29 protein-coding genes and 1 pseudogene are annotated in these 23970 nt (G+C 51.4%); 7 read left to right on the top strand and 23 right to left on the bottom strand.

Going from position 1 to position 23970, the window contains the following annotated elements; translation table 11 throughout:
- Positions 1–3: 3 nt before the first annotated feature.
- From rpsL to MKQ70_RS34980, 3 genes are all read right to left on the bottom strand, one after another.
- Positions 4–384, bottom strand: coding sequence for a 30S ribosomal protein S12 (gene rpsL / locus MKQ70_RS34990; protein WP_248080005.1), 381 nt, complete (start codon positions 382–384; stop codon positions 4–6).
- A 148-nt stretch (positions 385–532) separates the two neighbouring features.
- Positions 533–796, bottom strand: a complete 264-nt coding sequence (locus MKQ70_RS34985) for a hypothetical protein (protein ID WP_248080003.1) — start codon at positions 794–796, stop codon at positions 533–535.
- Positions 797–1111: 315 nt separating this feature from the next.
- Entirely contained in the window at positions 1112–2227 is a 1116-nt protein-coding gene (locus tag MKQ70_RS34980; RefSeq protein ID WP_248080001.1) for a branched-chain amino acid aminotransferase, read from the bottom strand.
- A gap of 121 nt (positions 2228–2348) precedes the next feature.
- Between MKQ70_RS34980 and MKQ70_RS34975 the strand changes: the two genes are divergently transcribed.
- From MKQ70_RS34975 to MKQ70_RS34960, 4 genes are read left to right on the top strand one after another with little or no spacing between them, the layout of a single operon-like run.
- Entirely contained in the window at positions 2349–2846 is a 498-nt protein-coding gene (locus MKQ70_RS34975; protein ID WP_248079999.1) for a hypothetical protein, read from the top strand.
- A gap of 2 nt (positions 2847–2848) precedes the next feature.
- Positions 2849–3427 (top strand): RdgB/HAM1 family non-canonical purine NTP pyrophosphatase, encoded by a 579-nt coding sequence (gene rdgB / locus MKQ70_RS34970; RefSeq protein ID WP_248079997.1) that lies wholly within the window; start codon positions 2849–2851, stop codon positions 3425–3427.
- Positions 3428–3436: 9 nt separating this feature from the next.
- Complete coding sequence (locus MKQ70_RS34965) at positions 3437–3868, top strand: acyl-CoA thioesterase (RefSeq protein WP_248079995.1); 432 nt, start codon at positions 3437–3439, stop codon at positions 3866–3868.
- A gap of 1 nt (position 3869) precedes the next feature.
- A complete protein-coding gene (locus MKQ70_RS34960) occupies positions 3870–4460 on the top strand; it encodes a nitroreductase family protein (protein WP_248079993.1) in 591 nt (196 codons plus the stop codon).
- On the opposite strand, the gene MKQ70_RS34955 is transcribed toward MKQ70_RS34960, so the two are convergent.
- The 16 genes and pseudogenes from MKQ70_RS34955 to MKQ70_RS34885 all read right to left on the bottom strand — a co-directional run bounded on the left by MKQ70_RS34955 (position 4391) and on the right by MKQ70_RS34885 (position 19042).
- On the bottom strand, positions 4391–4789 hold the full coding sequence (locus tag MKQ70_RS34955; RefSeq protein ID WP_248079991.1) for a hypothetical protein: 399 nt from the start codon (positions 4787–4789) through the stop codon (positions 4391–4393). The genes MKQ70_RS34960 and MKQ70_RS34955 overlap by 70 nt on opposite strands.
- Positions 4786–5430, bottom strand: coding sequence for a hypothetical protein (locus tag MKQ70_RS34950; protein WP_248079989.1), 645 nt, complete (start codon positions 5428–5430; stop codon positions 4786–4788). Before MKQ70_RS34950 ends, MKQ70_RS34955 begins: the two co-directional genes overlap by 4 nt.
- Before the next feature lie 105 nt (positions 5431–5535).
- Positions 5536–6441, bottom strand: a complete 906-nt coding sequence (locus MKQ70_RS34945) for a Fic family protein (RefSeq protein WP_248081855.1) — start codon at positions 6439–6441, stop codon at positions 5536–5538.
- 52 nt (positions 6442–6493) lie between these two features.
- The gene (locus MKQ70_RS34940) at positions 6494–6640 is read right to left on the bottom strand and encodes a DUF4172 domain-containing protein (protein ID WP_282457900.1); all 147 of its coding nucleotides are present in this window, start codon (positions 6638–6640) and stop codon (positions 6494–6496) included.
- 446 nt (positions 6641–7086) lie between these two features.
- Positions 7087–7677, bottom strand: a complete 591-nt coding sequence (locus tag MKQ70_RS34935) for a glycerophosphodiester phosphodiesterase family protein (protein WP_282456962.1) — start codon at positions 7675–7677, stop codon at positions 7087–7089.
- Positions 7674–8006 carry a glycerophosphodiester phosphodiesterase family protein gene (locus tag MKQ70_RS40565; RefSeq protein WP_282456961.1) on the bottom strand — a complete coding sequence of 111 codons (333 nt, stop codon included), beginning with the start codon at positions 8004–8006 and terminating at the stop codon, positions 7674–7676. The genes MKQ70_RS34935 and MKQ70_RS40565 overlap by 4 nt, the downstream gene beginning before the upstream one ends.
- Entirely contained in the window at positions 8003–9505 is a 1503-nt protein-coding gene (locus tag MKQ70_RS34930) for a calcineurin-like phosphoesterase C-terminal domain-containing protein (protein ID WP_248079988.1), read from the bottom strand. Before MKQ70_RS34930 ends, MKQ70_RS40565 begins: the two co-directional genes overlap by 4 nt.
- A 60-nt stretch (positions 9506–9565) precedes the next feature.
- Positions 9566–10746: pseudogene (gene pgtP, locus MKQ70_RS34925) on the bottom strand (phosphoglycerate transporter protein PgtP).
- A 207-nt stretch (positions 10747–10953) separates the two neighbouring features.
- The gene (locus MKQ70_RS34920; RefSeq protein ID WP_248079986.1) at positions 10954–12480 is read right to left on the bottom strand and encodes a DUF5689 domain-containing protein; all 1527 of its coding nucleotides are present in this window, start codon (positions 12478–12480) and stop codon (positions 10954–10956) included.
- Positions 12481–12502: 22 nt separating this feature from the next.
- Positions 12503–14023 carry a SusD/RagB family nutrient-binding outer membrane lipoprotein gene (locus MKQ70_RS34915; protein WP_248079984.1) on the bottom strand — a complete coding sequence of 507 codons (1521 nt, stop codon included), beginning with the start codon at positions 14021–14023 and terminating at the stop codon, positions 12503–12505.
- 11 nt (positions 14024–14034) lie between these two features.
- Positions 14035–14688, bottom strand: a complete 654-nt coding sequence (locus tag MKQ70_RS34910; RefSeq protein ID WP_248079982.1) for a hypothetical protein — start codon at positions 14686–14688, stop codon at positions 14035–14037.
- Entirely contained in the window at positions 14592–15488 is an 897-nt protein-coding gene (locus MKQ70_RS34905; RefSeq protein ID WP_248079980.1) for a TonB-dependent receptor domain-containing protein, read from the bottom strand. Before MKQ70_RS34905 ends, MKQ70_RS34910 begins: the two co-directional genes overlap by 97 nt.
- A complete protein-coding gene (locus MKQ70_RS34900; RefSeq protein ID WP_248079979.1) occupies positions 15443–16048 on the bottom strand; it encodes a hypothetical protein in 606 nt (201 codons plus the stop codon). Before MKQ70_RS34900 ends, MKQ70_RS34905 begins: the two co-directional genes overlap by 46 nt.
- A gap of 23 nt (positions 16049–16071) precedes the next feature.
- A complete protein-coding gene (locus MKQ70_RS34895) occupies positions 16072–17262 on the bottom strand; it encodes a carboxypeptidase-like regulatory domain-containing protein (protein WP_248079977.1) in 1191 nt (396 codons plus the stop codon).
- A gap of 206 nt (positions 17263–17468) precedes the next feature.
- Positions 17469–18278 (bottom strand): glycerol-3-phosphate dehydrogenase/oxidase, encoded by an 810-nt coding sequence (locus MKQ70_RS34890; protein WP_248079975.1) that lies wholly within the window; start codon positions 18276–18278, stop codon positions 17469–17471.
- A complete protein-coding gene (locus MKQ70_RS34885; RefSeq protein ID WP_248079973.1) occupies positions 18239–19042 on the bottom strand; it encodes a glycerol-3-phosphate dehydrogenase/oxidase in 804 nt (267 codons plus the stop codon). The genes MKQ70_RS34890 and MKQ70_RS34885 overlap by 40 nt, the downstream gene beginning before the upstream one ends.
- A gap of 430 nt (positions 19043–19472) precedes the next feature.
- On the opposite strand from MKQ70_RS34885, the gene MKQ70_RS34880 reads away from it, so the two are divergent.
- The gene (locus tag MKQ70_RS34880) at positions 19473–20033 is read left to right on the top strand and encodes an SRPBCC domain-containing protein (protein ID WP_248079972.1); all 561 of its coding nucleotides are present in this window, start codon (positions 19473–19475) and stop codon (positions 20031–20033) included.
- Positions 20034–20108: 75 nt separating this feature from the next.
- On the opposite strand, the gene MKQ70_RS40560 is transcribed toward MKQ70_RS34880, so the two are convergent.
- The 4 genes from MKQ70_RS40560 to MKQ70_RS34860 form a co-directional block, all read right to left on the bottom strand.
- Positions 20109–20387, bottom strand: a complete 279-nt coding sequence (locus MKQ70_RS40560; RefSeq protein WP_282456960.1) for an FGGY-family carbohydrate kinase — start codon at positions 20385–20387, stop codon at positions 20109–20111.
- A gap of 243 nt (positions 20388–20630) precedes the next feature.
- Positions 20631–21413, bottom strand: coding sequence for an FGGY family carbohydrate kinase (locus tag MKQ70_RS34870; RefSeq protein ID WP_248079970.1), 783 nt, complete (start codon positions 21411–21413; stop codon positions 20631–20633).
- A gap of 5 nt (positions 21414–21418) precedes the next feature.
- Entirely contained in the window at positions 21419–21775 is a 357-nt protein-coding gene (locus MKQ70_RS34865; protein WP_248079968.1) for a PadR family transcriptional regulator, read from the bottom strand.
- Positions 21776–21783: 8 nt separating this feature from the next.
- Positions 21784–22092: a winged helix-turn-helix transcriptional regulator gene (locus MKQ70_RS34860; protein WP_248079966.1), complete on the bottom strand. Its 309-nt coding sequence runs from the start codon at positions 22090–22092 to the stop codon at positions 21784–21786.
- A gap of 216 nt (positions 22093–22308) precedes the next feature.
- Between MKQ70_RS34860 and MKQ70_RS34855 the strand changes: the two genes are divergently transcribed.
- Entirely contained in the window at positions 22309–22998 is a 690-nt protein-coding gene (locus tag MKQ70_RS34855; protein ID WP_248079964.1) for a DsbA family oxidoreductase, read from the top strand.
- Between the two features lie 261 nt (positions 22999–23259).
- A complete protein-coding gene (locus tag MKQ70_RS34850; protein WP_248079962.1) occupies positions 23260–23958 on the top strand; it encodes a ferritin-like domain-containing protein in 699 nt (232 codons plus the stop codon).
- The last annotated feature ends 12 nt before the right edge of the window (positions 23959–23970 follow it).

Below are 23970 nucleotides of genomic sequence, written 5' to 3'. Positions count from 1 at the left end.
TAATTATTTTTTTGCCTTTTCCCTCTTAGTACCATATTTGGAACGGCTCTGCTTACGGTCTTTTACACCGGCAGTATCCAGGGAACCACGTACGATGTGGTAACGTACACCCGGAAGGTCTTTTACCCTACCACCACGGATCAGTACGATAGAGTGCTCCTGCAGGTTGTGACCTTCACCGGGGATATAAGCAATCACCTCGATTTTGTTGGTCAAACGAACCTTGGCCACCTTACGCAGTGCGGAGTTAGGCTTCTTAGGCGTGGTTGTGTACACACGGGTACATACACCACGACGCTGAGGGCAGCTATCCAACGCTCTGGATTTGGATTTGGCCCGGATAATTTCTCTTCCTTTTCTTACTAATTGTTGTATAGTAGGCATTCTTACCTATGTTTTTTTCAGTCTGTTTACAATTACTTCCAAATTCCCCATATAGGGATTTTGGGAGGGCAAAGGTAAGACTATATGTTTATAATTACAAAATTGTTCGATATTTTTTTTTTTCTGTCAGGGGTCGTTGGCATCAGGCTCAGCTTCGCAGCAATTCCATTACAATGTCGTTCCACTCCTCGTCCAGACTGCTTTTGGGAATCTTCCGGCCGGCCCTGGCGTACCAGTAGGCTGCATTGCCCGGGTCACCCTCTTTTCGGTGCAGGTAGGCATGTATGTAAGACCCTGTACTGCCTGTTATTTCCTGCGCGATGTCGTGCGCCGCATCCCAGTCCCCTTTTCCGTCCCACCACATGGCGGTCAAAGCCGGCGTTAAGCCGTACGGTGGTTCAGCGGATTGCAAAGATGCGATAAATTCTGGTAAAGTCATGGGCGAAAGATAGGAAAGTTCTGATTTTTAATATAAAAAACAAGGCCGGGCATTGCAGCCCGACCTTTGTATAGCTAAAACACATAACAACTAAATTGTGACAGGGCAATGCCCCGAAACAAACCGAAGACTTGAACGTCATCGAGTTATAGCTAATATAGCGAAAATTAACCGCATCGCCGTGTTATATATTATATAGATACAGGAATGGCAGCGGACGCTTATATTAGGAGCGTAAAAAAGCCCGCAGGCATTACCTGCGGGCTTGGTTATATATTAAAGGAAGACCTAGAAATGCCGGGGAACATGGAAATTCCACTTCCGGGTATCTTCGGCTTTACCTGTGCGTATCGCATCCAATCGCCTGATCACCTCGCTGCCCACATCATATTTCGTAGTGTCGAGGCGAATGCTCTTGTCCTTGTAATCCAGTTTTTCCACGTACGCAACGCTCGACGCCGTACCGGTGCCGAATACCTCGCGCAGGGTGCCTGCCTCGTAAGCAGCCACCACTTCCTCGATGGAAATCGGGCGCTCCTCCACGGTCAGCCCCATGTCCGCCAGGATGTCCATGACACTGGCGCGGGTGACACCGGCGAGGATAGTACCCTGGGTCAGGTCGGGGGTAATGGCGGTGTTGCCGATAATGGTAAATACGTTCATGGTACCACACTCCTGCAGGTATTTGTGCTCATAGCCATCCACCCAAAGAATCTGGTCGTAGCCCTGTTTACGGGCCTGCATGGTCGGCTGCATGGTGCCGCCATAGTTACCGGCCGCTTTGGCATACCCTACCCCGCCCGGGAACGCACGTATATATTTATCCTGCACCAGCAGGTGAATAGGTTTGTTGAAGTACGGGCCCGAAGGACTGTTGATGATCATAAAGCGGTAAGTATCGGAAGGTCGTACACCAATGAACTCATCTGCGGCGATCATGAACGGACGCAGGTAGAACGAACAGCCTTCGTTGGCAGGTACCCAGTCGCGGTCCAGGTCAATGAGCATAGACATCCCGCCAATAAACAGCCACTCGGGTACGTCGGGCATTCCCATCCTGTCGGCAGATATATTAAAGCGGTTATAATTATCATAAGGGCGGAAGATCATCGGATTACCTTCCTGGTCTTTGTAAGCCTTGATGCCCTCAAAAATGGCCTGCCCGTAGTGCCAGGCGGCATTAGACGGACTAACAGAAATATGTCCGAAAGGCAAAATCTCTGCATTATGCCACTCCTTCCCGTCGAAATCAGCCACCAGCATGTGGTCGGCGTACTTTTTACCGAAAACCAGGTTGTTAAAATCCACCTCACCAACGCGGCTCTGTGTCGTCCTGGTTACTTTAATCTTCGTTAACGCTTCTTCCATTACTGTCGATTTTACGGGGTAATCTGCAATCATCATGGTTTATCGATTTTATCTCAATATTTTTACACTTTCCGGATCACTACCCGTTTAAATGATCTGCAAATAAAATGATTTTTCCCCAGCCGGGGCGTTCGTATAAAGTTATAACAATATATATATGAGTCTTTCCGAAGTGAAACTGGATCCGTACTTACTAGCTAAAATGTATACCCAGCCTATTATTCCGGAAGAAAAGCAGGCAGGGCCGGCGGTGCAAAAAGAGCTGCCTAAAGTGAAATATTTAGGCGAAAATCAAAAAAACATACTGCTGCTCATACAAAATGAAAATGAAGCGTACTTAAATGACGAATCGTTTAATCTGCTCGCAAATATTTTAAATGCGTGCAAACTGGGCATGCAGGATGTGGCATTGGCAAATATAACACAGTACACTGCGTTAACCATGGCAGAATGGCAACAGGTGGTGAACTTTAATCGCTGCGTGGTGTTCGGTATTGGCCCCGATCAGCTGGGTGTGGAAGCTCCCGTTTACCAACTGGTGACCATCGGCGGCACTACTGCCCTGTTTTCGCACGACCTTGGTCTTATTGGCAGCGACAAACAATTGAAAGGCCGCCTGTGGATGGGATTACAGAAATTATTCAACTTAGTATAAGCATGGTATTGGTTTTTGCAACGAATAACGACAATAAGGTAAAAGAGATACGCGCCATGCTGGGCGATGCCTTCGACATCATCACGTTAAAGGAGTCGGGGATCGATATCGATATTCCCGAGCCGCACGATACGCTGGAAGACAACGCCCGCGAAAAGTCGACCGTCATTTATAATATGACCGGTAAAAACTGCTTTTCGGAAGATACCGGCCTGGAAATAGCCGCCCTCAACGGCGAACCGGGTGTGTTAAGCGCCCGCTATGCCGGTGAACAAAAGGAGCCCGCCGACAACATCGTGAAGGTACTCGAGAACATGCTGGGCATCACCGACCGGCAGGCCCGCTTCCGCACTGTGATTTCTTTAATTATAGATGGACAGGAGCACCAGTTCGAAGGCATCTGCGAAGGCACGATACTCGAAAATGTAACGGGCGGCAAGGGTTTCGGATATGACCCGATCTTTCAGCCCACCGGCGACACCCGCTCCTTTGCCCAGATGGACACGAATGAAAAGAATGCCTACAGTCACCGCGCGAAGGCTTTTAAAAAGCTGGTGGCCTTTCTGCAGGCGCAACAATAAAAAGGACACATGGCCAGAGTAAAAATCAGCTTACCGGAAGTATTTAAGTTCGAGACAAAGATCCCTGTACGCATACAGGACGTAAACTATGGTGGCCACGTTGGCAACGATGCCATTCTTTCCATTATGCACGAAGCCCGCCTGCAGTTCCTCGACAGCATAGGCTGCACCGAGCTGGACGCCTTTGGCGTGGGCATGATCATGAGCGATGTAGCAATCGTATATAAGGGCGAAGGGTTCCGCGGCGATGTATTTCATGTGGAAGTGACCGCCGACGAGCTTACCCCCTTTGGCTTTGACCTCGTATACCGCCTGAGCACCGAACGCGAAGGCAAAAAGCATCCCATCGCCGAAGGCAAAACCGGCATGGTGTGTTTCGATTATGGCCAGCGGAAAGTTACCCGCCTGCCCGAACCTTTAAAAGATAAATTGATAGGATAAGATGACAACATTTACCGAGCAACCTGCTTATCTGAAGCACGTGATTACCCACCGCCGCACCGTGAAACCCACGAGCATGAACGGTGAGCAGATTCCTGACGAGAAAGTGCAGGAGCTGCTGCAACTGGCCGATTGGGCGCCAACGCACGCTTATACTGAACCCTGGTTCTTTTATGTATACGGCGGCGAAAAAATGAAACAGTTCTGCCACGACCATGCAGAGTTGTACAAGAAAGTACGCGGCGAAGCATACATTCCCGGTACGTACGACAAACTGGCTACCATGGGCGACAAAGCATCGCATGTTATTATTTCCTGCATGCGCCGCGGCGCCAACCCGAACATTCCCGAGCTGGAAGAAATTGCTTCCGCTGCCGCCGCTACGCAGAACCTGCTGCTGGGCGCTGCCGCAGAAGGCATTTCCGCTTACTGGGGTTCTGGCGGTATGGCCTACCACCCTTCGATGAAGGAGTTCCCGGGACTGCGGGAAGAAGACAAAGTGCTGGGCGTAATCTACCTCGGTTATTCCGATGTAACCCTGGCGCCGGGCAAACGCACCATTCCCCTGGAGCAGAAAGTGAAGTGGATGTAACAGCCACACACGATATTAAAAAAGCCGGGTACCACAGTACCCGGCGCTTTTGTTTTACCTGATCTTTTTTCCAGCTCGTCGATACGCGATTGCTGCGTGGCGAGCTTCTTCTCCTGTTCAATCAAGTATAACGTAAGCTGTTCGATTTTCTCCAGCAGCTGTGCCTGCGTGGCCCCGATGTCCAGCCCCTGTTTTTCTACCTCGGCCGCAGGTGTTACGCCAGGCAGATGTTTGTGCTGTTTAATGAAATCGGCCGTGTGTTGCAGTGATGGCAGCACGTACGCGGAGTCGAACACGTAGTCGGGCCAGCCGGTTTGTGTTACTTTCACTTTTTGGCGCGCACAACACCGTTTACGGTGAGCTTTTCGTCGGGTGTAAGCGTACCGATACCTACGTTACCGGTGGCCGCGGAGGCAAAGAGCGCGTTGCGGGCCAGCCAGGTATCAGTTTGGGTACGGAACTCGAGGCGTACGTTGTAACCTGCCGGTGGCGTGGCCTGTACCATGGCATGCGTCCAGGTGATGCCGGATACGCTGGTTACGCGGTAGTAGCCAACCCCAATGTAGGAGCCGGTGGAAAAATACACGTCGTACGAGGCGGGACTAACGCCTGCCACATTAGGCACCAGTCGGATGATGTTGGCAAAGCCGGTGTTTTCCCCGAGAATAGTAGCCACGGCAGACACCGGGTAAGCCCCGTCCGCCAGCGATCCACCGTTACTCGTACGGATGTTCAGTTCTACCTGCGCATTCTGGGCTGTTTGCGCGTTAAACCCCGAACCGCCATAAAATGTAATAGTCGCGCTAAACCCGGCCTGCGGAATGGCTAAGGTCCCTGCCTTCACCCAGGCAGAACCGCCCATAGTGGCGTTATTAAAATGGCCAATGTAATCCAGCTGGGCATGGCTGGTTTTTACAAACAACAATAAAATCGGTGCGGAAACCGCGCGGAGAAAGTGAGTTAACTTCATTGGTAAAGGGTTGATAATTAATAAAATCAATCCAATATACACTTTTTTAGCCAACATTTTCTTCGCTATTCGGCTGCCGTTGCCCCTCACTTCGGCCGCAGTTTTTCACCCGGGCAAATTGAGCACATAACTCGTACTCCTGCCCCCGGCATCCTCTTTCAACAGTAAGCCCCGGTCTATCAGGTCCTGGATATCACGTACGGCTGTATCTTGGGAAGTTTTAGTCATCAACGCCCATTTAGAGGACGTCAATTTTCCCTTGAATCCTTCCAGCAGTTCGTTCAACATCAACTTCTGCCTTTCACTCACCTGTTCTGCGCCGGGCAAACCCCAAAAGCGTGCCTTCATCTTTACCACAGACAGGGTTTGATCTGTAGCTGCGATAGCCCGCTCCAAACACTGGAGGAACCAGGTGAGCCACGCCGTGATATCCAGCGTATCTCTTTGTGTAGATTCTAATATCTTATAATAATCTTTTCGCTCCTGCCGGATTTGTGCGGACATGCTATAGAAACGCTGCTGCGTTTCTTCTGCCCGCGCCAGCTGCATATCCATTAGCGCCCGGGCTACCCGCCCATTGCCATCATCAAACGGGTGTATGGTTACAAACCATAAATGCGCAATAGCCGCTTTTAGCACCGGATCGATCGTATGGGCATTGTTGAACCAAGTAATAAAAGCGTCCATTTCTGCATGCAGCAAAGCGACGGAGGGGGCCTGGAAATGTACGGTCTCCGGCCCCATAGCCCCGGAAATAACCTGCATCGGTCCATCTTTATCTGTGCGCCAGCCACCCACTTCTACGCGATGCATACCGCTCCAGCCCGTGGGGAACAGCGACGCCTGCCAGCCAAACAACCTTTCGGCGGTTAATGGCTTTTCATAACGCTGGGTAGCATCCAGCATCATTTCCACCACGCCTTCCACATTCCTGTCTGCCGGCACCAACCCTCCTATATCCATTCCTAACCGGCGTGCTATCGAGGATCGAACTTGGTCGTGATCCAGCATCTCCCCCTCTATTTCACTGGATTTTAATACATCCGCCGTTAACGTTTGCAAACTAGCCTCCTCCCGAAGCTTGAAGCCCAGGGGCCGCCATTTCTCCCAGTAACCTGCCCTGCCTATACCTGACATTTGCCAGTAAGGGCAGTATTTCAGCGTCGTCCCAGTTGAATTCCGGCCAGTTTTGTCGTTGGTGAATATACATTCTACGCATTTTGTGCATCGAATATACTAATTATTCACCGCATCATCATCTACCAACGCCCAAACCACCGTTCAGACCCAACGAAAGGGCAACCAAAGGGCAGTGAAAGGGCAGGCAAAGGGCTCACCACCCTCCCAGCAAGCTTTCAGGAGGCGCTATTCGAGCTAAACCCTAGTAAATACTATGGTTTCGGAGCGGTTCAACGCAGGTAAATCCCCCAATAATAAGAGGATCGTAAGACCATCCTTCGCTGATCCTTCGCTCATCCTACGCTAAAACCGCCACCAGAGCCAATTGAACCTAAGATGAGCGAAGGATCAGCGAAGGATGCAGCAAGGATGGTCGAAAGATACCATGCCGATGACGGGGGACCAGCGACCGGGAAGAAGCATAAAAAAGGCTGGCAATAATTACCAGCCTCTTGTTTCAGATATAGTATAGTTGTATTAAAAACCGGCTTCGGCGAACAGATTCGGGTAGTCGGAAATGATGCCGTCTACGCCCATGTTCTTCAGGCGGATGATGTCCGCTTTGTCGTTTACGGTCCAAGGTACGAGTTTAATGCCGGCGGCTTTACAGGCTTTTACCAACTCGGGGGTAACGAGTGTGTGGTGAGGACTGAGGGCGAAAGGTTTGAAACCGAGGAACGCGATGTTTTCTGCGAGGCTCTTCTTATTTGAAGCCTCAATGAGGAAACTTGTCTTTACGTTTTTGTAATCCGCGTGCATGATTTTCAATGTACGTGGATCGAACGACTGGACCACCGTGCGGTCGGCGATGCCCTGCTCCTTTACCACCTTCATCAGCAGGTCCACGAATTCTTTGGGTTCGGGATGCAACTTGTTATCGGTAGCCGGTTTACATTTTGTTTCGATGTTGTACCACATTGGCCTCACACCTTTTTCTTTGGCGTATGCTTCGGAAGCGGCAATCAGCTCGGCAAGCAGGGGCTTCTGTACGGCCATCTGCTGCTGCTGCGGGAAGCCCGGGTTACCACGCTGCCCCACGTCGAAACGTTTGATCTCGTCGTAGGTCATGGTGTAAAGCGCATATTTTTTTCGTTCTCTTTCGTCACAGGCTGCCCATCGGGCGTCGTAGCAATGTCGTGGTTAAACCAGGGGTCATGCGATACGATCACCTGTTTGTCTTTGGTAATGGAAGCATCCATTTCCAACGTAGTAGCGCCCACATCGATGCACTTCTTCATGGCTGGAATGGTGTTTTCCGGCATCAGTCCGCGTGCACCGCGGTGCCCTTCTTTATCGAACGCGGGAAACGCTGCAGCGCTGCCGCCCGTTTGCTTCTGCGAGGCGCAGGCGCTCCACAACAGGGAGGCTGCCAGCAAAGATGGTAATACGTTTTTCATAAGTTATTTATTTTTTCGGCTGCTTGCCCCTGAGCGCCCAGCTCCAGCGTTTGTGTATACACAGCACCGAAACGGTCGGTCGCAGTAACCGTTACTAGTTTTGTATTCAATGGAACAGCACCTTTAAACAGGTGATCGGTAGCATTAGGCTCCACGAACTTACGCTTCACCGGCATGCCCGGCCCCTTGTACAGCTTAACTGCCAGCGGATCAAAGCCGTTGAAGCGCGTCATGCTGCCAAGTGTTTTACCATCGGCCGCAAATTCAACTTTCCACTGCGGATCGTAGTTCCACACGTTGGCAATAATGTTGGCCGGATCGATTTCGTCCTGGTACAGCGCAACCTGGTATTCTTTCGGTTTACCAACACCTTTGTAATACCATTTCAGCTCATCACCTTTCACTTCGTATACGCCGTAGCCGCTGGGGGTACCATCTTCGCAGATGGAGCCGGTCCACCAGGCGCCGCATACCGTGCCATGGATGTGTTCATAAACACCTTCGTGCTGCACGTTTTCGTTAAAGTGGGTATGACCGGTCATGATGTGCGCCTTAAAGTTTTTCAGCAGGGCGTACAACTGATCACGGTTGTCGGTTACGGAGCCTATATTGGGCGCTTCGTAGCCCCGGCGTTTCCATGCTTCGGTATAAGCGGGAATGTGCATGCAGAGGATCACCAGGCTGCCGGGTTTCACGTTCGCCAGGTCTTTTGCCAGCCAGGCCAGCTGCTCATCGGTGATCATGCCTTTGTATTCTCTTTCTTTACCAAGATAGTACACATTGTCGAGCACCACATAGTGCGCCTTACCGCGGTTAAAGGAGTAGTAAGTAGGACCAAATAATTTCTTGAAAGTGCGGTCGCTGGTTTCGTCGCCACCTAGGCGGTAGTCCTGATCGTGGTTGCCAATCACCTGGAAAAAGGGCACGCCGGTCATACCGGCGGCAGCGATATAGTCATCGTACATGTCATACTCGTCCCAGCTGAGGTCGCCACAGCCGACGCCGTGCCACAGCGTATCTTTCGGATAACTCTGGATCAGGGCTTTGGTATCGGGCGCCGATTCGGTGAGCAGCTGCTGTGCGTCCTGCTCGTTTTTGATCTGCGGATCGGCCCATATAATGAAGTTATGTTCGTTATCGTCTTTGCCGAGCGGAGCGAGTTCGAAGTTGAAAGACTGCGCATCTTTGGGCTCCAGCGGCTGGTAGTAGGCCGCCAGTCCTTCTTTGCTTACGGGGATGTGGTAACCGGCGGGCACGCTCACGAATACGAAGCCGGCTTTTTCGCTGGCGGTAAATTCGAACCGTCCTTTACTATCGGTTTTCACTACGGAGAAGCCATCGCTTACGACTACATCTTTGAGGGCTTTACCCTTACCGGTTACTTTACCGGATACTTTGGTGGCTTTGCCACCCACAATTGCTGAATAAGCTTTGTTCGCTCCTGTAAGCATACCTGCACCGAGTAAAGAGGTGAGGTAGAGAAAATTACGCCTGTGCATATCTGATGTTTCTGAAAATTTGGCCGCAAGGTAAAGCAGCGGCGTTATAGCCTTGTGTTATCAAATCACTAACTTTTGTTTTTCGTGCCGCCAGGTAAGTGCGGTGAACAGCACAGCGAGCAGGCATGCCACGCACATCACGATGAAATAACTGTCCCACCCCCATTCGTCGGTAATGTAACCGATAGCAGCGTTTGCGAACAGCGTGCCGCCAAAGTATCCAAACAGGCCGGTGAATCCTGCGGCTGTACCGGCGGCCTTCTTGGGTACTAAATCCAAAGCCTGCACGCCGATGAGCATTACCGGACCATATATCAGGAAGCCGATCGCGATGAGGGCGGCATTATCTACCCATGGTCTGCCCGCGGGGTTTTGCCAGTAAACGATAACGGCTATCAATACAAGCAACATGTAGATCACGGTAGCCGGCGCACGGCGGCCACGGAATACTTTATCACTGATCCATCCACAAAGCAGTGTGCCGGGAATGCCGGCGTACTCGTACAGGAAGTACGCCCAGCCGGTATCACTGACTGAAAAACCCTTCACTTCTTTAAGATAAGTGGGCGCCCAGTCGAGCACCCCATACCGCAGCAGGTATACAAACACGTTTGCCACGGCAATGTACCAGAGCAACCGGTTCGGCAGGATATAATCTTTAAATATCGTTTTGGCAGACAGTTCCTTTTCATGCGCCGCACCATAATCGGCGGGATAATCATTTTTGTACTGTTCTACCGGCGGCAGCCCGCATGATTGCGGAGTATCGCGCACCAGCCAGTAAGCAATCGCCGCCACTCCCAGCGCCACCGCAGCCGGAAAGTAAAATTTACTTTGCCACACGCCGAACAAATGCATGCCGAGTATGGTCAGCGGCCCGATAAGACCACCGCCGACATTATGCGCTACGTTCCAGACAGACATCATCGTACCCCGCTCCTTTTGCGAAAACCAGTGTACCACTACCCTGCCGCTCGGCGGCCACCCCATGCCCGGAACCAACCGTTTAAAAACAGTAAAGCAAACATGATGGGAATGGAACTGGTAGCCCATGGGAAGAAGCCCATCAATGCCATGGTAAAGGCAGACAATACTAATCCGAGGGTAATGAATTTACGCGCATCGCTGCGATCGCTCACATTCCCCATGATAAATTTGCTGATACCGTAAGCCACGGCCACACCGGATAAGGCCACACCGAGTTCTTTTTTAGAGAAACCTTTCTCTATCAGATCGGGCATTGCCAGTGTGAAATTCTTTCTTACTAAATAATAACCTGCATAACCCAGGAAGATGCCGATAAATACCTGCCAGCGTAAAAGCTTATAATCGCGGTCAATGTTGTCGGCGGGTTTCAACGGTTGGTGTACCGGCGGTTGTAACCAATTCATGCAATAATATAGATAAAATGTAGCCGGTCTTTTACGGGACCGGCTACACGTAGATGATTATTCAACAATTTTAGTAGAGAGAGAGTCGCTCTGAATATCCGTGAGCAAACCTGTTTTGCCCGGGAAGATATTGCGTTGTGTGCGTACCTTGGTCCATTTCCGGAGACTGGTACTGTACTCGCCGCCGAGCATTACGAAGGCGCCGGCATCGTCTGCGTTGTAGCCCAGGAAGATGTTATTGGTCCCCATGCGGAAGAAAGGCTGCTGTACACTGGGTTCCAGTGGGTTCTGTATATCGTACCAGTCATTATTACAGATGCGGTATCCGGAAGAGGGCGCCGCATACAGCGAGCCGCCACCACCTACATGGATCACATCTACCGGAACAGAAGCCGCTGTAACGGTCACACCTGCGAACACCGCGATACCAAAGGCGTTACCGCTATTGGCCATCAGGTTGGTTTTGGCGCTACCGAAACCTTCGCCCGCTTTGGCAGCGTAGTCGTAGTTGACAACCCAGTTGGCGGCTGCGATATCGGTAGAATTAGGGCCGTTAATGAGTTTAAAACGGCCGCCTACATAAAAGAATTGCCCTTTCTGTACCGTACCCGATGCGATGTTTATTTTGTAGGTACGCTGTACACCCGTTGCCCAACCCTGTGCAGGTGCGCCTGTTGGGTTAGAAGCGCCGGCGTTATTGCTTACGACCATTGAGTAGGGCGTTACAGCAAAATTGATATCCTGCGTAGCTTTAAACTGCACATATTCATAGTTCGCATCCGAAGTCGGGTTAGCGGTAGGATCGTTCAGGAAACCGGTGATGAGGATAGGCTGCAAGGTGAGCGACGCGTTAAACACTTCATAATCGCTGCCTGTGCGCATGCGCAGCTCCGGTGTATCATCTTCTTTACGGAACACAATGCCCGTGTAGTTCGCCATGCCGGGCAAGGTGGCTCCCGCGAAAGTGGCGCCGGTATTGGTTACCAGCGGCAGGTTGCCAAATCCGTCGTTCAATACCCGCGTACCTGCGAAGGTTTCGCCCGCAGCAGGCACCGGTACAAATGTACCCTTCACCACTACCGACAATACACTTTCGTAATCGCCTGGCTTGTTGAGGATCAGGTCGCTGTTCACTCTTATTCTCGGAATGGTGTTATTGGAAGATACTTTGGTGATATTGTTTTTGGTAAGACCGGTAATCTGCAGGATGCCGTTTTTACGGGTGAGCGTACCGCCGTTCACGTCGACCACCACTGAGTCGCCTACCGCGTAGCTGGCCGCATCCGCGCCCAGATCTATCGACATGCCGCGCAGCAGGTTGAGCCGGCGATAGTCCTGTATGATCAGTAATCCTTCGGGCAGGTTCATTCCTGCATGATCAGATATAACAACGCCGGTGATTTTATCACAGCCAAACATCGTTTCTTTTGAGAGCTTCACATCTTTCCCCTGGTACACACCGCGTAAATCGAACATCGGCAGGTAAGGATTAATTTGTGAACCAGGGTAGTTCCCTTCTTTCTGACAAGCCCACCAGCCGGTAACCAGGGCCAGTACAGCGATATATTTCAGCAAATGCTTCATAACAATTTTTTTCTGGTTTTGATTACGGTTTCTGCCACCATACGTGTGTCGTAATAACATCCGGCCCCTGTGCCGCTATCGCCAGTTTGTAGTTGGTCGGGTTGGCCGACTGCACATACACGGGATAGTTAAAGCGCGCGGGCATTACGCCGCCGTTGGCGAGACCCGGACCTTTGGGCAGGTTCGGATGGCCGGTGCGGCGGTACTCGAACCATTGCTGCAGATCGGTCATAAACAGTGCGTAATATTTCTGGAGATGGATCTTTTCCATTTTCTGATCCAGTGTGGCCGCGTCGTCCCACTCCATATCCGCATTGGTCAGGTATACAACGATGTCATTGTTCCAGGTGGGCATCCATTGTTGAATGCTGGCCCTGGCGCCGTCGTTGTAGTACGTGGCCGCAGGGGTGGAGGATATCCAGCCTTTAACGGTCGCTTCTGCGAGCATGAATTTCACTTCTGCTACGTTCAGTATCATGCCGGCCAGGGGATCTGTTTGCATGGAGGTAGTGGAGGTATTAGACAGGAAGTACGACTTTTTCACACCACCCTGACCGGGCAAATAGCCACTGGGTACGCCTTTAAAACCTTCGGCCGACTGTGCAATGCCCCAGCGGTTAATACCGTTGGCGCCCAGTGATATATTCAGGCGCGGATCGCTCCAGGCCACCAGGTTATCGATAAAGAAGCTGGCGATACCCGGCGCACGGAAGTCCTGTTCGCGCACCGATACGTTCAGCGGGTTAGCATAAGGCGCCACACCAGTATATCGCAGGATGGCCGATTCTGCCGTAGTTGTAATAATCGGGTATGTGGAAGGGTTGTTCACGATCTCCGCAAACTTTGCAATGGCCTGCTGCGATACTTCTTGTTTACCGGAGATGCGCATCAGGCATCTTAAGTAAAGAGAGTTACTGAACTTCTGCCAGTTAGACGCGATGCCTTTAAACAGCGGATCGCTCGCGGCATCTACATTCTTCGCATTGGTGAGCAGTGTATTGGCGCGTTCCAGGTTAGCGAAGATGCCGGCGTAAATTTCCTGCTGCGTGTTGAACTGTGGCTCGTATACCACGCTGTCGCGGCCAAGGTTAGAGCGGGTAAAGGGTACGTCGCCATAAGCATCGGTCAGCAACGAATATATCCACGACTGGCAAACGAGCGATATCGCCATATAGGTTTCGCTGTAATCGGCGCTGGTGGTATCTGATGCAAACTTGTACAGGTCTTTGAAGTTCGTGAGCTGTAAGTACCAGTTGTTGTAGAGGTAGTCCGCCCAGGTATTGTTAAAATCATAACGGAACACGCGGCCCTCGCCATCGTTCATATCTACCGTTACCTGCATCAACTCGTTGTTGAAGTTGCGATTGCGCACCAGGTTGTACTGCAATACGTTTACCAGCGCTGGCGCCAGCATTTGTGACGGCAACACATCGGTGGTAGTGTTTGGATTGGTATTTAGTTCTTTGAAATCTTTGGTGCAGCCGGTGAGCAGGAGCACTGCCATGGCCAGCATCATCGATATCTTATACATTCCTTTTTTCATGTTGATGCAGATTAAAGTCCGATAACTACGTTAAAGCCAAAGGTGCGGGTGGAAGGGAACTGCGCGATCTCAAATCCCTGCACGATATCTGTACCGCTGATGGTGCCGAATTCCGGGTCGAACATCGGCCAGGGCGACCAGATGAACAGGTTACGGCCGTAAACGCCCACGGTTACACGCTGTAATCCCGTCTTCTTCAGTACGGCCGGTTTTATGGTATAATCCAGGCGTGCTTCTCTAAATTTGATGAAATCAGTAGAAAAAGTATTACCCTCCGCGTTATCAATGCCCCAGTGTGAACGGTAGTAATAGTCAACATCGGTAGCAACAGTGGTGTTTTTCACATACTTGCCGTCGGCGTCGATGACCACACCATTGCCAATCAGGCCACTGGCGCGGCCAGGTAGTGTATTCGTGGTTTTCCCCTGTTCTGCTAATTTATAATGCATCAGCGAGTGTGCTACCGCGCCCCATTGCGCATCGAACAATACGCTCAGGCGGAACGACCGGTAACTGAAATCGTTCCCGAAACCTAATTTACCTTTCGGCATCGTATTGCCAAGGTACACTACATCGTCGGCGAGCAGGGCAAAGCCATTGGAAGGATCGTATACAATCTGACCGTCCGGTGCGCGCAGGTAACCACGGCCATACAGGTCGCCCATGCTGCCCCCACTTTCGCTACGATCTGTCCGCCGCCAACAGGACCGGTGCGCAGTACCACCGATGTATCGGGCAGCGCCACGATGCGGTTGCGGTTAGTGGAATAATTGATATTAGTATTCCATTTAAAATCTTTGGTAGATACCGGCGTGCCATTCAGCGACAACTCGAAGCCCTTGTTACGCACGGTACCGGTATTGATCACCGCGCTACCCCAGCCGGAGGAGCGGTCGAGTACGCGGGTAAGGATCTGGTCTTTCGTGGTACCGATGTAGTAAGCCACATCGATACCCGCCCTGCCCTTCAGCAACTTGGCGGCCGCCCCCACTTCATAGGTAGTAGTGCGCAGTGGTTTCAGGTTTGGATTGGTAACAAGCGTGGGGTTCTGCACATAACCATCAAAATTCACCGGGCTTTCGTAACCATACGAAGTATAGTAGGGCGTAGTTCCGCCGCTACCTACACTGGATGCAGAGAATCGCAGCTTCGCGAAATCAAACATTTCAGGCAGTTTGGTTACTTCCGACAATACGAAGCTGAGGTTCGCGGAGGTATAGAAGAAGCCGGCATTTGCAGTACGTGTTGGGGTAGCCAGGGTGCTGTTCCAGTCCTGGCGGCCCGTTACGTCTACAAAAAGGAAGTCTTTATAAGAAGTGGAAAGCAAACCGTAGAAGCTGTTCATGCCCAACTGCGATTTGTAAGGCAGCGTTACTTTTGGCCCTTTGGAGTTAGACATATTGTATACGCCCGGTACCGTCAGTGAATCCGCCCGCACTTCATCCCTGTTGTAGAAGTTGCGCATCGCGCTTCCCCGAGAGTAGCCGAGATGTCGAAATCTTTGTTCAGTTTCTTATTGTACTTCAACAACCAGTCCGCCGTCATTTCCTGGGAAAAGATATTTTGCGTACGGTAGCTGCCCTTCTGGTACCTGCTGCCCGCATCATAAGGCCGCAGCTGCGCGCGGCGTTCATAACTCAGGTCGGTGGATGCCCTTACTTGTAAACTCAATGACTTTGTGAACGCGTAGGTGGCCGTAGCATTAGCAGTTACCGCGTTCCTGTCCGACTGGTTCAGGAACTCATACGCAATAGCATAAGGGTTTTCCGGGAAAGAGCTGAACGGGAACTCGATCGCACGTTTCTCCTTACCCAGCTGCCAGTAATTCCGCAGCCAGTTCAGGTCTGCATTCGGCTGCCAGAAAATGTACCAGTACATGATCGACTGATTACCGTAACCGGTGCCGGGCAGGTTATCACTGTTCTTGTTGGTATAATTGACTTTGGTGGATATCTGCAATTTATCGCTCACTTTTGAATTCACGGACAGCGCCACGGTAGTGCGTTTGTAGCCGGTATTCGGCATGATCCGTGTGTTTTGCACATTGGTTACAGAGAAGCGAGCAGATGTTTTATCATTTCCCCATCGATGCTGATGGAGTTGGTGAGTGTTTTAGCCGGTTCAAAGTAGTTGCGGGTAGAATTTACATACGGCTTCCACAATGATCTTTCCTTGGCAGGGTCCTGGATGGTGGGATCATACTGGAAAAACATTTGTCCGTTAAAGCGCGGACCGTATGCAGAGCTGGTAGCTGACGTACTGGCGCCATCTGCCGAAGCGCCATACGAGTAATAATTACTGCCACCTGTACCCTGACCGTACTCGTATTGCAGGTCGGGCCAGCGGTTCACCGTTTCCATGGAGCCGTTGGAGTTGAAGGTAATGCCCAACCCTTTCTTTTTACTGCCGCCGGATTTGGTGGTGATGATGATAGCGCCGTTAGCACCGTTCTGTCCGTACAACGCAGCCGCACCGGGACCTTTCAGTACCGTAATATTTTCAATATCCTCGGGGTTAATGTCGTTCAGGCCGCTGCCGTAGTCGGCGGGCATATTATCGCTGCCGGTACCGTAAGGCACTTCGCCTGCCACTGCCGTACGCCGGCCGCTGCCGCCAATACCGCCGCCGCTTACGATCACACCGTCTACCACCACCAACGCTTCGTTATTACCGGTAAGGTTGTTTTCGCCGCGCAGGATAATTTTAATAGAACCAGTGGGACCGCCGTTCGAGCGTACCAGGTTAAGACCGGCCACTTTGCCGGACAGGGCATCTGTCCAGTTGCTGGGCAGTGCTTCTGTGAGCTGGTCGCCTTTTACCACGGTTGTAGCATAACCCAGTGCTTTTTCATCGCGTTTGATGCCGAGCGCTGTTACGACTACTTCGTTCAGTGACTTGGGATCCTGTTTTAAACTGATGTTCAGCCGCTGTGTGGCTTTCACAGTTACTTCGCGGGAAATATACCCCATGTACGAAAACACCAGTACACCGCCGGAAGCGGGTAACGTAACGAGGTAGTTGCCGTCTTTATCAGACGAAACGCCCTGGGTGGAGTTTTTCACGTGTATAGACACGCCGATGAGCGCTTCGCCCTTTTCGTCCGTAACGTTGCCGCGTACGACAACGTTACCGTCCTGCCAGCCGGCCGTGATCGCCACCGGGAGCTTCGCCGCATTGGCGCGTGCCAGGCCGCACACACACAGTTGCAGACTGGTGATAAATAGTAAAAAGTGTTTCATTCAACAATTGATTTTTGTAATGGTTCCTGTGGAAACAATTTTAACGTGTGATGTAAAAAGTTGACCGTTTTACCGGATGCGCGCCGTCAAAACAGTATGTGCCCCGGAGCGCAATGGCGCTGCCAGGGCATGTAAAGCCCGATTATTGGTTGTTCTTTCTCCCTTTCAATTTTTCGTTGGAATCAATCAGTTTTTCGTGGATCAGTCTAGTTCAACATATACGTCTTTGCCAGTTCGCGGAATTCTTCCAGTTGTTGTTGCTCCCATGTTTTATCATAACCCAGTTCGTTCGCAAGAATGGTGGCCACCTGTGGTGCAATACGCACGGCTTCTTTTGCATCCGGGAATAGCGCACGGATACGGCGCGCCAGCACATCTTCCACGGTGCGCGCCATCTCTTCCCTGGCTGCCCAGATCACCCGGGCTTTAATAATGCCTAATCCGCTGCTCAGCACCTCTGCCAACGCAGGCTCCTGTTTTGCCAGCGCTTCCACCCGCTGGGCATCCGCGCCATAGAAATACATCGGGTGATGAAAATCTACCTTCGCAACAGCGCCATGCAATGGCAGGTGATGCGTTACCGACTTTGTAGCCGGCCATCCATGCGATTCTTCCAGTTTGTCGATCACATCTTCCGCCATTTTACGGAAGGTTGTCCATTTGCCGCCGATGATCGTAACCAGACCAGCCGGCGAAACCGTTATTTTATGACTTCTCGAAATCTCTTTTGTTTTTTCGTTGGTACCTGTCGGCGCCGCCAGTGGACGCAACCCCGCCCAAACGCTGCGCACATCGTTGCGCTGCGGCGGCCTGGAGAGGTAGGCACCTGCTGTATTCAGGATGAAATTGATTTCCTGCTCCAGCGCTTTCGGGTCCAGGCTGATGCTGTTTACCGGTGTATCCGTCGTACCTACTACGATCTTATTGTGCCGGGGCACTGCAAATAATACGCGGCCATCACTCGTTTTCGGGATCATCAACGCATCGTCGCCGGGTAAAAAGTCGCGGTCCAGCACCAGTGCACGCCCTGGCTCGCTGCAATGCTGTGGCGCGCTCCCGGGTTATCCATGCGCAGTACATCATCCGCAAACACGCCAGTGGCATTGATGACGCCACGGGTCATTACATGATGCGTGTCGTTGTTTTCCACATCCTGCAACTTTACTTTGATGATTTTACCCTTGCTGTTTTTCTCCAGCCCGGTCACTTTCATATAGTTCAATACCAGTCCACCCTGTTCAGCGATCGTTTGCACGAGATTGATCGCCAGTCGCGAGTCGTCGAACTGACCGTCGTGGTAAAGAATGCCGGCCGATAAACGCGCAGGCGATAACGTTGGTAATCGTTTTAAAGTTTCGCGTTTCGAAATATGGCGCGAGCGGCCAAGACTGAGGCGACCCGCCATCCAGTCGTACAGTTTAAGGCCTACGGTATACATGATACTGTCCCACAAGGAATACGCCGGGATCACGAACGAAGTGTTGTGTACGAGGTGCGGCGCATTTTTGGTAAGCAGCCCGCGCTCGATACTGGCTTCCCGCACGAGGGCCACATCGCCCTGCGCCAGGTAACGCACGCCTCCGTGTACGAGTTTGGTGCTTTTACTGGATGTGGATTTTGCAAAATCCGCCTGCTCCACCAGCAGCGTTTTATAACCGCGTGTCGCTGCTTCCAATGCTGCACCCAGACCGGTAGCCCCGCCGCCGATGATCACTACATCCCATTCTTCGCCCGCCTTCACTTTCTTTTTCAGTTCGCCAATAGCCGCGTCCCCGGTCATACCATGATAGATTTATACAAATACATTGTAAAGATACTCACATTCCAATACAAGGTACATCGGAAAACGATACTTCAAAGCGAAAGGTACATAATTATCAATCTATATTAGATTAGATTAAAATAGAGTGAATAAAATACTAGACTTGGGGCAGTGCGGCGGATATAACGGTTTGAAGGACGCCTCGTGCTTCGTACCGGCCGGTAAACAGACGCTGCTAATAATCACGACTGATGCGGAGAGGATGGCTTCGATCACGCCCGCGATGAGGGTGCAGGATAATGACGCACGATGACGTGTGAGATAACGGCGCACGATGACGGTGCGGAGTAACGACGCTCAATGTCATTGCGGGATAACGACGCACGATGATGGTGCGGCAAGCGTCTCCGTCCACCGCTTCCGGCCTCATTCTTGCACCGTTTCTACTATGCGCACCGACACCTACGCTCAACTCATTACCGCCAGCCCCGGGGCTGTTTTCCGGGCCTTTACCAACCCGGAGGCCATATGCCGGTGGCGGCCACCGAAAGGCATGAGCTGCCACATCTATCAATTTGAGGCGGCGCCCGGCGGCCGTTTCCGCATAGCTTACCGCTATGACGATGCAGCGGATGCCCATGGCAAAACGAGCGAGCACGAAGATGTGTTCCATGGCCACTTTGCAACCATAGAACCCGACAAACGCATTGTAGAAGTAGTCGCTTTTGAATCGGACGATCCGGGCTTCGCGGGGGAAATGACGATTACCACCACGCTGGAACCGAAAACCGGCGGCACATTGGTCACATTCGTCTGTGAAAACGTGCCGCCGGGCATCAGTGCGGAAGATCATGAAGCGGGGATGCGATCTTCGTTAGAAAACCTGCAGGAGTACCGGGGTTATAAATCCCAATTCTTAACGCGTGCAATGGCTTTCTGCCATTTCTGCTTTACGGCCGCCGCATTATTGCGCTCATCCGGCGCGAAGGTTTTCCGGATGCGGTATTGACTTTCACTTCGTCCAGTGTCCAGAAGCCAGTAGCCAGGCCCGCCAGGTAAGCTACACCTACCGCGCCTACCGGCATTACTTCCGGTCGCATGATCGGGTACTCCAGATATCTGTCTGCATCTGCATAAAGAAATCATATGCAGCAGACGTACCATCTACACGCAATGCCGTAATAGAACGGCCGCTGTCTTTTTCCATCGCCTGCAAGGCGTCATAAATACCGAGCGCCACGCCTTCCAGCGCCGCACGGGCAATATGGCCGGCAGAAGTGCCGCGGGTAATGCCGATGATCATACCGCGTGCGTAGGGGTCCCAGTAAGGCGCACCCAGACCGCTGAGCGCGGGAACGAACAATACGCCGCCGTTGTCGGGTTCTGTTTGTGCCAGGGGCCTCGATTTCAGCAGTGGATTCTATTAAACCCAGGCCATCGCGGATCCAGCGGAATACAGAGCTGCCGCCGAATACGCTGCCCTCCAGCGCGTAGGTGACATCGCCGCCTATCTTCCAGGCAACCGTGGTTAACAGGTTGTGACGCGAGATGATCGGTTCACCACCGATGTTCATCAGTGCGAAACATCCGCTGCCATAAGTATTTTTCACCATGCCCGGCTCCGGCACATTTGCCCGAACAGTGCCGCCTGCTGATCACCCGCCACACCTGCAATGGGAATGGCAGTTTCGAATAACAGCGGTGCGGTGTGCGCAATGATTTCGCTATTGCTGCAAATTTCCGGCAACAGCTGGAAAGGTATACCGAAAAGCCGTAACAACTCGGGATCCCACTGCAGCGAATGAATATTGAACAACATGGTGCGCGAGGCATTGGTCACATCGGTTACATGTTTCTTGCCACCGGTCAGTTTCCAGATCAGCCATGAGTCAATGGTACCAAAGGCCAGTTGTCCCTGCTCCGCGCGGATCCGGGCGCCTTCCACATTATCCAGTATCCAGCTGATTTTGCTGGCGGAGAAATAAGCGTCGAGGATTAACCCGGTTTTTTCACGGATGAGTTCCGAAAAGCCCTGGTAGCGGAACTCATCGCACAGCTTGGAAGTGCGGCGGTCTTGCCACGCAATGGCGTTGTATATTGGCTGTCCGGTCGCTTTATCCCATATCACAGTGGTCTCGCGTTGATTGGCGATACCAATACCCGCGATAGCGGAAGGTTTCACGCCACTCTCCTCCCACAACTCTTCGATCACGGACAGCATGGTGAACCAGATTTCGTTGGGATCTACTTCTATCCAGCCGGGTTGCGGGTAATACTTTTCGTATTCCTTCTGTAACTGGGTCACCACGTTCCCTTCACGGTCGAACAGCGCCACGCCTGCGGCGGCAGAGCCCAGATCCAGCGAAAGGATATATTTTTTTGCGCTCATAACGTTTAAATTTTCTTGATGTCACTGATGGCCTGCATCAGTTCACCGAGGTATTGGTACATGGCCTCCAGGTATTCATTTCCCTGTTCGGTCAGTTTATAATATTTACGGGGCACCCCCTCTTCCATTTCTACCCAGCGGCTGTCGAGGAGCTTTTCTTTTTTCAGCCTGCTGAGTAAAGGATAAATAGTGCCCTCGGCGATGTCCATATCTGCGAGCTTTTTTATCTCGCTGATCAGTTCATAACCGTAACGCTCCTTATTTTGCAGCAACAGCATGATAATATATTCGAAAAGCCCCTTTTTAATCTGTGACTGCCATCGGGTGATGAAATAGGCGTTTTGCTTGTTTTCGTTCTCCATAACGCGGCTCAGGCTTTTTTAAGTTTATTTTTAGACATGATACGCCTGCGGTGTTGTTCGCCCCATTCTTTCATTTCAGCAATCACTTTGTCGAGCGAGCGACTATAAGCCGTGGCCTTGTATTCCACGGCAATAGGCATAGAGTCGTACACGGTGCGGGTTACAAATTCGTTAAGCTCCAGTTCCTTCAATTCTTTTGACAATACTTTTGGCGTAATGCCCTGTACGGAGCGTTGCAGCTCCTTAAACCGCTGGGGCCCGCCTTCCAGCAGGGCCAGGATGATCGGCAGCTTCCATTTGCCTCCCATTACGTACATGGCGTCGCGGATAGCGTCAAGACCTTTTTGCAGATTTCTGAAGCATTGGAGGGATAAGCCTCCGCGTGTTTGGTTCTGGACATAAAAACAGCTTTAATGGAAAGCGGTATCCTAAAGTATAGTGGTTACCAAAGTATAGCAAACTTACAATATTTTTGCAGTAGATGGTATATTGCCCTGATTGGGCATTTCATCAACCTAAAAAAACGAAAAAAGATGAAAGTTGAAATATGGTCCGATATCATGTGCCCATTCTGCTACATCGGTAAACGCCGGTTTGAGCAGGCTTTGGAGCAGGTGAAAACAACAGCGCCGGTAGAAATCGTGTGGAAAAGCTTTCAGCTGGACCCGCAAATGGAATATGTAGCCGGCCGCAGCACGCACGAAATGCTTGCTGAAAAGAAAGGCTGGACGTTGGATTATGCCAAACAGGTAGGCGACCAGGTTAGCAATATGGCGGCGCAACTGGGCCTCGAATATAACTTCGATACGGCTATTCCCGCCAATACCATGGACGCGCACCGCCTGCTGCATCTCGCCGCCAAACATGGTGTGCAAAACGAACTCGAAGAGAAATTGTTCGCGGCTTACTTCACCGAAGGTAAAAACGTAAGCGACCGTCAAACTTTAGTGCAAATCGGCCGGGAAGCCGGCCTGGATGCCGCGGAAATTGAGCAGATACTCGGCAGCGATACTTATCGCGCCGACGTTAACAAAGACATTTCCGAAGGTGTATCCATCGGTGTGCGGGGCGTACCCTTCTTTGTATTTAACCGCCAGTACGCTATTTCCGGCGCTCAACCGCTGGAAGTATTTACCCAGACTTTCCAGAAAGTGCTGGAAGACGAAAAATCGTCCGGCGAATACGCCGAAGGGGCCGTTTGTACCCCGGACGGTGATTGTTAAAGAATATATACGGCGGGAACCTTCCCGCCGTTTTCTTGTAGCCCCACACTGTGCAAGGTTTCCCCCATCGTCAAAATCATGCCAGCTTATTTTTTCAATTTGAAATCCATCACGCAACTGTTTGCCGTAGATGAAGATGTAACCATTCTGCACAATTTAATTTTTCATTAACAAGTATCAGCACCATGGAAACGCGCACCTCATAGGGGTTCGGCGAAGCCATGCAGTATAACAAGAACGTACAAACGAAAACTCTCATTTATGAACAAATTCCATGTGCCTCCCGGCAACGGGGAAGGGGATGCTTTGTCCTCAAAAGGCCTACAACGCAGACAATTTCTCGGCAAAATGGCCGGAGGCGCGGCTGTAGCGGGTTTAATCGCCAGCTGTAAAGACCAGGATAAAAACGAAGGCGGTGGCATTAACCTCGGCACCGGCGATATCGGCATCCTGAATTACGCGTATGCGCTGGAGCAGCTGGAAGCAGCGTTTTACAAACAAGTAACCGATATGCCCTTCACCGGCATTACGGCTAGCGAAACGCAATTACTGGCAGACATCCGCGATCATGAAATTGCACACCGTGAGTTCTTTAAAACCGCGTTGGGTTCTAAAGCGATTGTAGCGCTGGAAGTGAATTTCGCCAGTATTGATTTTACAAGCAGGGCCAGCGTACTTGCTACCGCCAAGGCTTTTGAAGACCTCGGTGTGCAGGCTTACAACGGCGCCGGTAAACTGATTACTGACCCGAATTACCTGCTGTTAGCCGGTAAAATTGTGTCGGTAGAAGCACGTCATGCCGCCTACATCCGCGACCTGATCAGCAACGGCAGCTTTGCTGACAATACGGTAATCGACGCTAACGGGCTGGATAAAGCGCTCACGCCAAAACAAGTACTGAGTACGGCTTCACAGTTTCTTAAATCGAAACTGAATGCGAATAATCTGCCCACTTCCTGACCCTTAAAAACT

It is taken from the genome of Chitinophaga sedimenti (assembly GCF_023156195.1).
Classification (GTDB): domain Bacteria; phylum Bacteroidota; class Bacteroidia; order Chitinophagales; family Chitinophagaceae; genus Chitinophaga; species Chitinophaga sedimenti.
The sequence above is the reverse complement of the archived record's forward strand: the minus strand, read 5'-3'. Positions and strand labels throughout refer to the sequence as shown.